Raw genomic sequence first — 8,607 nt, 5'->3', positions numbered from 1 at the left:
TGGGAGCGACGTGAGTCGCGACGTTGGTGTTTCCGGTCGCGACTCACGTCGCTCCCACAATGGAAATTCGCTCGGGGATGTGCCCCAGGAAGAACTCGCGGCGGGACGCCGCTCCTACAACAGCAAAGACCGCCCCTGGCAAACCTGTAACCGCGATGTTTCACGCGTCGTCTGGTTCGGCTGGCATACTGAGCCCGCCTGCCCGCGAGACGACTGCTTCTACGATGACTTCGCCGTTGCCTGGGACCGTCCCCTCTTCCCCTGGATCGCTCGCGCCGGACGGATCGGCGCATGAACTGGCATGGCACGTCTGCCTGCGTCAGCTGTCCGCATTGCACGAAGCCGACCGCCATACGGCCGCGCGGGCGCTGCACAACCAGATCGGCCAGGCGATCTCCGCCATCAAGATGTCCGCGCATCTGACTCTGGACGAAGCCGACGCCGCCCAGCGCCGTGAGGACCTGCTGGAAATCATTCGTGTCGCCGACGAGACCGTGGCGCAACTGCGCGACCTGCATGCCCTGCTCCATCCGCCACAACTTGAGGGCCTGGGCCTGGAGGCCGCGTTGCGCGCCGAAGCCGAACGATTGTCGGCAACCACGCCCGTGCGTGTGGCGCTGGACATCGACGCGCTGCCACAGCGGCCGGCGACGGAGATCGCACTGACCGGCTTCCGCATCATCCAGCAGTTGCTGCGGCAAGCTACCGCGACCCGGTCGCCATTGCACATCTTCCTGCAACTGCGGGACGAGAAAGACAACCTGCGATTGCGGCTGGAGCTTGATCAACCTGCTCTTGATCAGCCCGCCCCGGACACGCCACTGTTGCGCACATGGGCGATGGCCGTGCATGGCGATCTTGGCGTCGACGTCCTGCCCGGCGTAGGTATCCGCTTCGAACTTCGCCTACCCTATGCGATGCCGGACGCGCCGCTGGAAGCCGTCGCGCCTGTTCACGCTCCCCGGTACTGAACCGCTCCCCTCCGATCCCCATCTTTCCATTCCGCATTTGAATCCGCACACTCCCCTTCCAACCCACCTGCCGCGCCTGGGCGCCGGCGAACCCGATCTGAACCGGATGGTGGAGGCTGCGGTCGGCGGCGGCACGCCGTTGATGCTGCTCTACATCGATATCGATCACTTCCGTTCGATCAACGAAAACATGGGCGTGGAAGTGGGCGATCAAGCCATGGCCCTGATCGCCGAACGGCTACGGGAGATGGTTGGGCCGGATGCGCATTTGTGGCGCCACGGCAGCGATGAATTCGTGGTTGCCGCGCCGCGTACGCTGACCACGCTATCGCCGGAGAACTATGGCGACTATCTGCGCGAGCAGATCGAACTGCCGATGTCGGTGCTGCCTTACACATTGTTCCTCACAGGCACCATTGGCATAGCCCTGTGCCCGGAACACGCCGACACCGCCACCACGCTGTTGCAGCGCGCCGAAAGCGCGGTCGATCAGGCCAAGCACGAAGGCATGAACCTGGTGCGCCTGTACCGCCAGGGCGCGACGATCAGCGGGCGCAGCGACAGCATCATCGCCCGCCAGATCGTCAACGCCATCGCCAACGACGAACTGCGCCTGCTCTACCAGCCGCAGATCAACGCCCACGACGGCCGCGTGGTCGGAATGGAGGCATTGCTGCGCTGGTATTCCCCCGGTCTGGGCATGCTGGTGCCCGAGCGCTTCATGCACATGGCCGAAAAGCTGGGCGTGATTGTGCAGATCGGTGACTGGGTGCTGAAGAAAGCCTTTCAGCAGGCACGCGTCTGGCGTGATTGGGGCTTCGACGATTTCGAGATCGCGGTCAACGTCTCTACGCTGCAGCTGTTGCGTCCAAGCTTCGTCGCCGAGGTGCTGGAAGCCATGCAGGAGGCCGGCATTCCGTCGCAGATGGTGGTGCTGGAAGTACGCCAGAACGCGCTGGCTAATGACACGAATCTTGTCCATCGCACGCTGGCCAACCTGCATCGCGAAGGCGTGCGGTTGACGCTGGATGATTTCGGCATGGGCGATTCCAATCTGGATTCGCTGATCCGGTTTTCGGTGGACAAGATCAAGATCGACCGCAGCTTCGTCAAAGGCGTGCCTACCAGCAATCGCGAGGTCGCGATCACTTGCGCGATCATTGCCATGGGCCATCAGCTGGGCATGAAGGTCATCGCGCACGGCGTGGAAAACGACGTGCAGCTGGGATTCCTGCGACGGAATCAGTGCGACATGTTCCAAGGTCATCTGTTCGGTGAGCCGATGTCGGCCGAAGAAGCCGGTACGGTGCTGCGCCGCCGGTATTTGCGTACCCAGGCCTTTGCCGCCACCAAGCCCGATCGCACGCTGCTGCTGTTGGACGATGAAGAAAACATCCTGCGTTCGCTGGTCCGGCTGTTCCGCCGTGACGGGTACCGCATTCTGGCCGCCAGCAACGTCAACGACGCCTTCGAACTGCTGGCCACCAACCATGTGCAGGTCATCCTGTCCGACCAGCGCATGTCCGACATGAGCGGCACCGAATTCCTGGGCCGCGTACGCATGTTGTATCCGGATACCGTCCGTCTGGTGCTGTCGGGCTACACCGACCTCGCTACCGTCACCGAGGCGATCAACCGCGGTGAAATCTATCGCTTTTTGACCAAGCCCTGGAGCGACGACGATCTGCGCGAACATATCCGCCAGGCGTTCACGGCTTACGAAAATCAGCCACACCACCGCACCCTTGGCTGAGAACGGGGTTCTGACGAAGGTGTGGTACCTGTACCTGATCGAATGCCGTGGCGGCGCGTACTACGCCGGTATCGCGCGTGACGTGGTAGCGCGATACCAGGCGCACGCCAATGGCACCGGCGCCAAATACACCCGCGCCAACCCGCCGTTACGTTTGTTGGCCAGCAAGGCATATCCCGATCACAGCGCCGCCGCGCGTGCGGAGTGGGAACTTAAGCAGCTGCCGCGGGCGAAGAAGCTGGGTTATTTCGAGCAGTGAATGGCCGGATGCCCTAACGTGTGGGAGCGATGTGAGTTGCGACGCTTTCCGTGCAGTCGACGCTTACGGTCGCGACTTACGTCGCTCCCACAAGGAAGCATCGCTAAGTATTGGCCCCTGCGCGCGACACTTTGAATCACGCTAGGAGCTCTAGCGGTGAACGACCGGGAACCCCGACGCGTGGGAGCGACGTAAGTCGCGACGAGGCTCTACCGGTAAAGCTTCATCGCGGATTGACCCGCCATTCGGCTGTTGGCCTTTAACCGCCGAATGGCGGGTCAAGCCGTCGCTCTACATGGAGACAAGGCCACGAGGCCTCAAATGTCGCTACGCCCCGGCTGCCGGATCGGCAAGGTAATACGGAAGCAGGAGCCTTCGCCCGGCGTGCTGCGCACTTCGATGCGGCCGTTGTGCTTCTTGACGATACCGTAGGAAATCGACAGGCCCAACCCAGTGCCACTGCCCACCGGTTTGGTGGTGAAGAATGGATCGAAGATGCGCTGTTGGATGTCTTCCGGAATACCGCCGCCGGTGTCCTCGATTTCCAGCCAGACTTCGTCCGCCGCCGCGCCCGTGGTCAGCGTGATCTTGCCGCGTTCCTTGATGGCGTGGCCGGCATTGAGCAGGATGTTCATGAACACCTGGTTGAGCTCGGACGGAAGGCATTGCACCAGCGGCAGCTTGCCGTAGCGCTTTTCCAGGGTGACCTTGTACTTCAGTTCGTTCCAGATGATGTTGATGGTGGAATCCAGACCGGCATGCAGGTCGGTCGATTTCCACGAATCCTCGCGCCCGGAATAGGAGAAATCCTTGAGATTGCGGACGATCTGCGTCACCCGCTCAATGCCTTCACGCGATTCGGCCATCAGCTGCGGCAGATCGCCGCTAATGAAGTCGATGTCGTAGCGCGCGCGCATGTCGTCGATCTCGGGCAGCAGCGCCTTGGGATCAGGTGCGCGCAACGCGCGTTCGTACATCTCGATCAACGAAAACAGGCTGTGCAGGTATTCCTGCAGCGAACCCAGATTCGAATGCACATAACCGATGGGATTGTTGATTTCGTGCGCCACGCCGGCGGCCAGTTGGCCAATGGATGCCATTTTCTCCGACTGCAGCAGTTGTTCCTGGGTACCGGCCAGTCGCACCAGGGTCTGGCGCAACTGCGCATGACGCCGTTGGAGCTCTTGTTGGCGTGCGTGCGCTTCGCTGACGTCATGGAACAGCACCAGGCAGTAACCGCCAGCAGGGTTCTGATGCAGATAGACGCGCACCTGCAGGATGCGGCCATCATCGAATGCCAGATCGCCGTTCCAACTGCCGGTCTGCCGGGCGACCAGACGGGCCTGCGCGGGAATCAGATCCACCAACGCCTGCAGCGGTTCGTCGGCATCGGGCACCAGTGCGCGGGCGGCGGAATTGGCGTGCAGCGGACGCCTCATGCCCTGGCACAGCAGCACACCATCGTCCATCAGCTCACTAAGTGCCCGCATGTCCTCGAACGAGGGACTGTCCGCGAGACGGTCGCTGGCCGCGGGATGGGAAAGGGGGACGCTCACGATTGTGCCTGTGGATCAACGCTGCTTGCCGAGACGGCAGTATCCGTAACCGCCCCAGGCGCGGCAAGCGACGGCGTCGCGTTTTTGACGCTGGGCCGGGAATCGGGAATCGGGAGCCGGGAGCCGGGAGCCGGGAGCCGGGAGCCGGGAGCCGGGAGCCGGGAGCCGAAAGGCTGTTGCTTGGCCTCCCCCTTTAATAAAGGGGGATCGAGGGGGATTTGCTCTTGCTTTCAGACGACCGCAAGCGACCGCGTAGCCTTCACGGTATTGGTCTGGCCATGGGCATCGTAGGCCCCGGCGCTTTCGCTACGGCCCAGATGGCGCAGCGCCCAGTTGACCTCGCGGCGGCGGCGGGCCAGCAGTGCGCCGTTGGCGTGATTGGCTTCCGCCAGCGCGGCCAGGCGCGATTCGAAATCGGCGGGCGCGGCGGGGGGTACAAGTTTCTCGATCGAGCGTAAAGACTCGAGCTTTTCCTGGGTGGAGCGGATGAGCGCTTCCACATCGTGTTCCAGGATGGCGCGCCGCTCTTCGCTGAGCGCGGCGGCCAGGCGCTCCAGCGACTGGTCCAGGACCGCGCTCATGCGCCCAGCTGGCTTTCCAGGTCTAGCATGCGGTCGGCAATCGCCTGCGCATCGACTTTGTAGGTGCCGGCTTGCAGCGCTTCACGGATGGACTGTACGCGGGCGTTATCGACAGCCGAAGCCGAGGACAGCTCGCGTTGCATGGCTTGCAGGCTGGCCGCTTCACCGGTCAGGCGCAGGCTGTCGCCGCCTTCACTGGCTTCCACCGGCCGCGAACGGTCGGCACCGGAAGTCGCCACGCGGCCTCCCACGGGTCCGGTGCTACGGAGAGCGGCCGGAGGTGTGCCTTCGATTTTCTGGCTCATAAGGAGTTCTACCTATTGCCTGTAACGGGATTCATTGAGGTTATCGGCGGCGGGGGTGGAAGCTTTAGTGGGGCGGAGACCAGAGGTCGGGGGCCAGAGGCTAGGGAAAAGCGAGAGCGATCTTGCCTTCGCTTTCGCTTGTCTCTGGTCTCTGGCCCTGGTCTCTGGCAACCGCTCCCTGGTCTCTCGCCCTCTGTATCGGCCGCCGGGAAAGGAACTTTAGAACAATGTTGTTCATGCAGCCGAACCTGTTCATCGACTCACCCAGATGTCGCCGCCCGGCCCGACCGTGCCTTGGATCACGCGGCGGGAAGAGAGGTTTTCCACCATCACCCGTTCGTTCTCGCCAGCATCGCCCAGGGCCTTGCCGGCCATGCGGACTTCCAACCCACCACGGCGGGAAACCAGCGCCACGTTGTCGCCGCGGCGAATCAGGCGCGGCGCAACCAAATCACTGGAGCTCAGCACCGTGCCCGCCGAAAGTGTACGTCGTGCCACCTGCCCCACCGCCTGCGCGGGATCGGCAATGGCCGCGCCCACGATGCGGCTGGCGTCGCGGGTTTCGGCGACGAAAGCATCCGCGGTGATTGGCTGACCTGCGCCGATTCCCCGACTCAACACCAGCACCGTCTGGCTGCGACGGATGCGAACCGGCACGAACAACCGCCAACCGGCGGCCTGCGGACAACTGACTTCCACCGAATTGGAACCGTTGACGCGAGCGCTAAGCGCCTCCTGGCAGCGCGGCAACCGCAATGCGGTGTCCAAGGTCGCTTCCGCTTCGGTCCCCGGCGCCAATGCACCCAAGGCGGCAGCCTTGATCGAATCCACCGACTGGAAATCCGTCGCCTCAACGGCGAACGCCATCAACAGCCCGACCAGGGCAATCGCAAAACGCAGCATGGGCGGTCTCGGTCGGTTCATTGGCGGAAGTGGATGCAAGCGGTGTACCAACGGGCGGATCCGGCCCCGCCGTCGCCGTGTTTCCGCAAAACGCTGCCGTGGGGATTTGTACGGTCTTCGGGGACTTTCCTTACGTCGCGGCTTTTGCTGTTGTAGGAGCGGCGTCCCGCCGCGAGCTCTTGCTTTTATCGCGATCTGACAGAAAGAGCTCGCGGCGGGACGCCGCTCCTACAGGAATTTCTCAACCGGGATTTCTTCTACCTCCATCGCCCCTCAAGTGGAATCCTTCCCAGCCGATATCCCGTCCATGACTGAAGACCTGCTCAACCGCATCGACCAGCGGACCCGTCTGGCCGGCCACAACCGGCTCGCCCTGCTCCTGTTCCGCCTGGGCGGGCGTCAGCTTTTTGGCGTCAACGTCTTCAAGGTGCAGGAAGTCCTGCGGCGCCCGCCCTTGTTCCAACTGCCCGGCTTGCCCACCGAATTCACCGGCGTAGCCGACGTGCGCGGACGCTCCATTCCTGTGCTGGACCTGGGCCTGAGCATCCGCCACCCGGAACGCGATCCCGACCCGGCACACGCACCCAATTATCTGGTGGTGACCGAATTCAACCGCTCCGTGCAGGGATTCCTGGTCAGCGGCGTGGAACGCATCGTCAACATCGCCGTGGAAGATATCCATCCGCCGCCGGAACTCGGTGCCGAGAGCAGTTATCTCACCGCGGTAACGCGTTTCCAGGGCGAATTGATCCAGGTGATCGACGTCGAAAGCGTGCTGGCGGATATCTCGCAGGCGCGCATGGATGCTCCGCTGGCACCGGAGATGGCACTGCCCAGCGACGCCCCTCAACTGCAGGTATTGGTGGTGGACGACTCGCGCGTGGCGCGTTCGCAGATCCGCAGCGTGCTGGAGCAACTCGGCGTTACCGCCACCCTGCTTTCCGATGGCCGCCAGGCGTTGGACCATCTCTTGCAGATACACGCCGGCGGCGAGAATCCGGCCGAGCGCTATGCGATGGTGATCTCGGATATTGAAATGCCGGCGATGGATGGCTACACCCTGACGACGGAAATCCGTCGCCACCCGGGCCTGGCCAACCTGTACGTGCTGCTGCATACCTCCCTGTCGGGCGTTTTCAACAACGCCATGGTGGAACGCGTGGGGGCCAACGCCTTCGTGGCCAAGTACAGCCCGCATGAGTTGGCGGAGCACGTGCTGCACCGGCTACATCAGGTGATTGCGGCGGCCTGACGCACCAAAAATCGGCATAGGGTGGGCCCCGGCCCACCATCCACATACGTCCGGTTGCGATGACCCGAGTGCGGGGGCGGTGGGCTTGAGCCCACCCTATGGCACAGCTCTTGCCTCGCCCCTGGCAACGGTTTGCCGGAGCGTGCCATGTCCAACCCGATTTCCTCCTATCTAGGCGTCCATGCGGCGGCGCTGCCGCTGCGTGAGCAGCGCATGCAGCTGATCGCCAGCAACCTGAGCAACGCCGACACGCCTAACTACAAGGCCAAGGACATCGACTTCCAGGCCGCGTTAGAGAAGGCATCCAAGGCTGCCGAACCGCTGGACATCACCAACGAGCAGCATCTGTCCGGCTTGCAGGGGCTCAGCCAGATCTTCGAACGCGCCGGCGTGCAGCCCAGTCTGGATGGCAACACCGTCGATGCCGACACCGAGCGCGCCGCTTACGGCCGTGCCGCGCTGGAATACCGCGCCTCACTGAGTTTCATCGAATCCAAGGTGCGGACCATGCTGACCGCCATCACCGGCCAATAAGGGGCGACACCATGAGCAATCTTCCGATCTTCGATGTCGCCGGTTCCGCGCTGCAAGCGCAGTCCGTGCGGTTGAATACCATCGCCAGCAACTTGTCCAATGCCGATTCCATCGCCTCTTCGCCGGAAGCTGTCTACAAGCCCATCGAGCCCATTTTCCAGGCGCGCCAACTGTCGCAGGACGGCTCGCTGACCTCGGTGCAGGTCAAGGAAATCTCCCAGAGCGACGCACCGCCGATCAAGCGTTACGAACCCGGCCATCCGATGGCCGACGCCGACGGCTACGTATACGCGCCGGATGTGGATCCGGTGGCGCAGATGGTGAACTTGATTTCGGCCTCGCGCGGCTACCAGGCGGGCGTGGAAGTGTTGAACACCGCCAAGGAACTGGCGCTGGCCACGCTGTCGATGGGCCGCTGACGCGGTAATCCAGGGGCCTGTTAACGCTATTGGGATAGGCCACGCCGCAATCCAGTGCGTACGGGGCAAGGAAG

Annotated in this window: 11 protein-coding genes; 7 read left to right on the top strand and 4 right to left on the bottom strand. The window is 63.1% G+C overall.

Features of this window, described 5'->3' with window-relative positions:
• From AB6O04_RS18815 to AB6O04_RS18800, 4 genes are all read left to right on the top strand, one after another.
• A partial coding sequence (locus AB6O04_RS18815; protein WP_368565864.1) for a hypothetical protein occupies nucleotides 1-295 on the top strand: 295 nt, incomplete at its 5' end.
• Entirely contained in the window at nucleotides 237-971 is a 735-nt protein-coding gene (locus AB6O04_RS18810; RefSeq protein ID WP_368565863.1) for a sensor histidine kinase, read from the top strand. The genes AB6O04_RS18815 and AB6O04_RS18810, both read left to right, overlap by 59 nt.
• Nucleotides 972-1,077: 106 nt before the next feature.
• Complete coding sequence (locus tag AB6O04_RS18805) at nucleotides 1,078-2,724, top strand: EAL domain-containing protein (RefSeq protein ID WP_368565868.1); 1,647 nt, start codon at nucleotides 1,078-1,080, stop codon at nucleotides 2,722-2,724.
• A 10-nt stretch (nucleotides 2,725-2,734) separates the two neighbouring features.
• Nucleotides 2,735-2,983 carry a GIY-YIG nuclease family protein gene (locus AB6O04_RS18800; RefSeq protein WP_368565867.1) on the top strand — a complete coding sequence of 83 codons (249 nt, stop codon included), beginning with the start codon at nucleotides 2,735-2,737 and terminating at the stop codon, nucleotides 2,981-2,983.
• Nucleotides 2,984-3,300: 317 nt separating this feature from the next.
• Here AB6O04_RS18800 and AB6O04_RS18795 read toward each other — a convergent pair whose 3' ends face one another.
• From AB6O04_RS18795 to flgA, 4 genes are all read right to left on the bottom strand, one after another.
• Nucleotides 3,301-4,473 carry an ATP-binding protein gene (locus AB6O04_RS18795; protein WP_368565866.1) on the bottom strand — a complete coding sequence of 391 codons (1,173 nt, stop codon included), beginning with the start codon at nucleotides 4,471-4,473 and terminating at the stop codon, nucleotides 3,301-3,303.
• Between the two features lie 296 nt (nucleotides 4,474-4,769).
• Nucleotides 4,770-5,120 (bottom strand): flagellar protein FlgN, encoded by a 351-nt coding sequence (locus AB6O04_RS18790; RefSeq protein ID WP_368565862.1) that lies wholly within the window; start codon nucleotides 5,118-5,120, stop codon nucleotides 4,770-4,772.
• Nucleotides 5,117-5,425, bottom strand: coding sequence for a flagellar biosynthesis anti-sigma factor FlgM (gene flgM, locus AB6O04_RS18785; RefSeq protein ID WP_368565861.1), 309 nt, complete (start codon nucleotides 5,423-5,425; stop codon nucleotides 5,117-5,119). Before flgM ends, AB6O04_RS18790 begins: the two co-directional genes overlap by 4 nt.
• A 252-nt stretch (nucleotides 5,426-5,677) precedes the next feature.
• Nucleotides 5,678-6,292 (bottom strand): flagellar basal body P-ring formation chaperone FlgA, encoded by a 615-nt coding sequence (flgA, locus tag AB6O04_RS18780; protein WP_368565865.1) that lies wholly within the window; start codon nucleotides 6,290-6,292, stop codon nucleotides 5,678-5,680.
• 343 nt (nucleotides 6,293-6,635) lie between these two features.
• On the opposite strand from flgA, the gene AB6O04_RS18775 reads away from it, so the two are divergent.
• From AB6O04_RS18775 to flgC, 3 genes are all read left to right on the top strand, one after another.
• The gene (locus tag AB6O04_RS18775) at nucleotides 6,636-7,580 is read left to right on the top strand and encodes a chemotaxis protein (RefSeq protein WP_368565860.1); all 945 of its coding nucleotides are present in this window, start codon (nucleotides 6,636-6,638) and stop codon (nucleotides 7,578-7,580) included.
• A 147-nt stretch (nucleotides 7,581-7,727) separates the two neighbouring features.
• Nucleotides 7,728-8,114 carry a flagellar basal body rod protein FlgB gene (flgB, locus tag AB6O04_RS18770; RefSeq protein ID WP_337344774.1) on the top strand — a complete coding sequence of 129 codons (387 nt, stop codon included), beginning with the start codon at nucleotides 7,728-7,730 and terminating at the stop codon, nucleotides 8,112-8,114.
• Nucleotides 8,115-8,125: 11 nt separating this feature from the next.
• Entirely contained in the window at nucleotides 8,126-8,533 is a 408-nt protein-coding gene (flgC, locus tag AB6O04_RS18765) for a flagellar basal body rod protein FlgC (protein ID WP_368565859.1), read from the top strand.
• Nucleotides 8,534-8,607: the final 74 nt, after the last annotated feature.

It is taken from the genome of Pseudoxanthomonas sp. UTMC 1351 (assembly GCF_040948865.1).
Classification (GTDB): Bacteria; Pseudomonadota; Gammaproteobacteria; order Xanthomonadales; family Xanthomonadaceae; genus Pseudoxanthomonas_A.
Note: the sequence above shows the minus strand (reverse complement) of the source record. Positions and strands in the feature narration are given on the sequence as shown.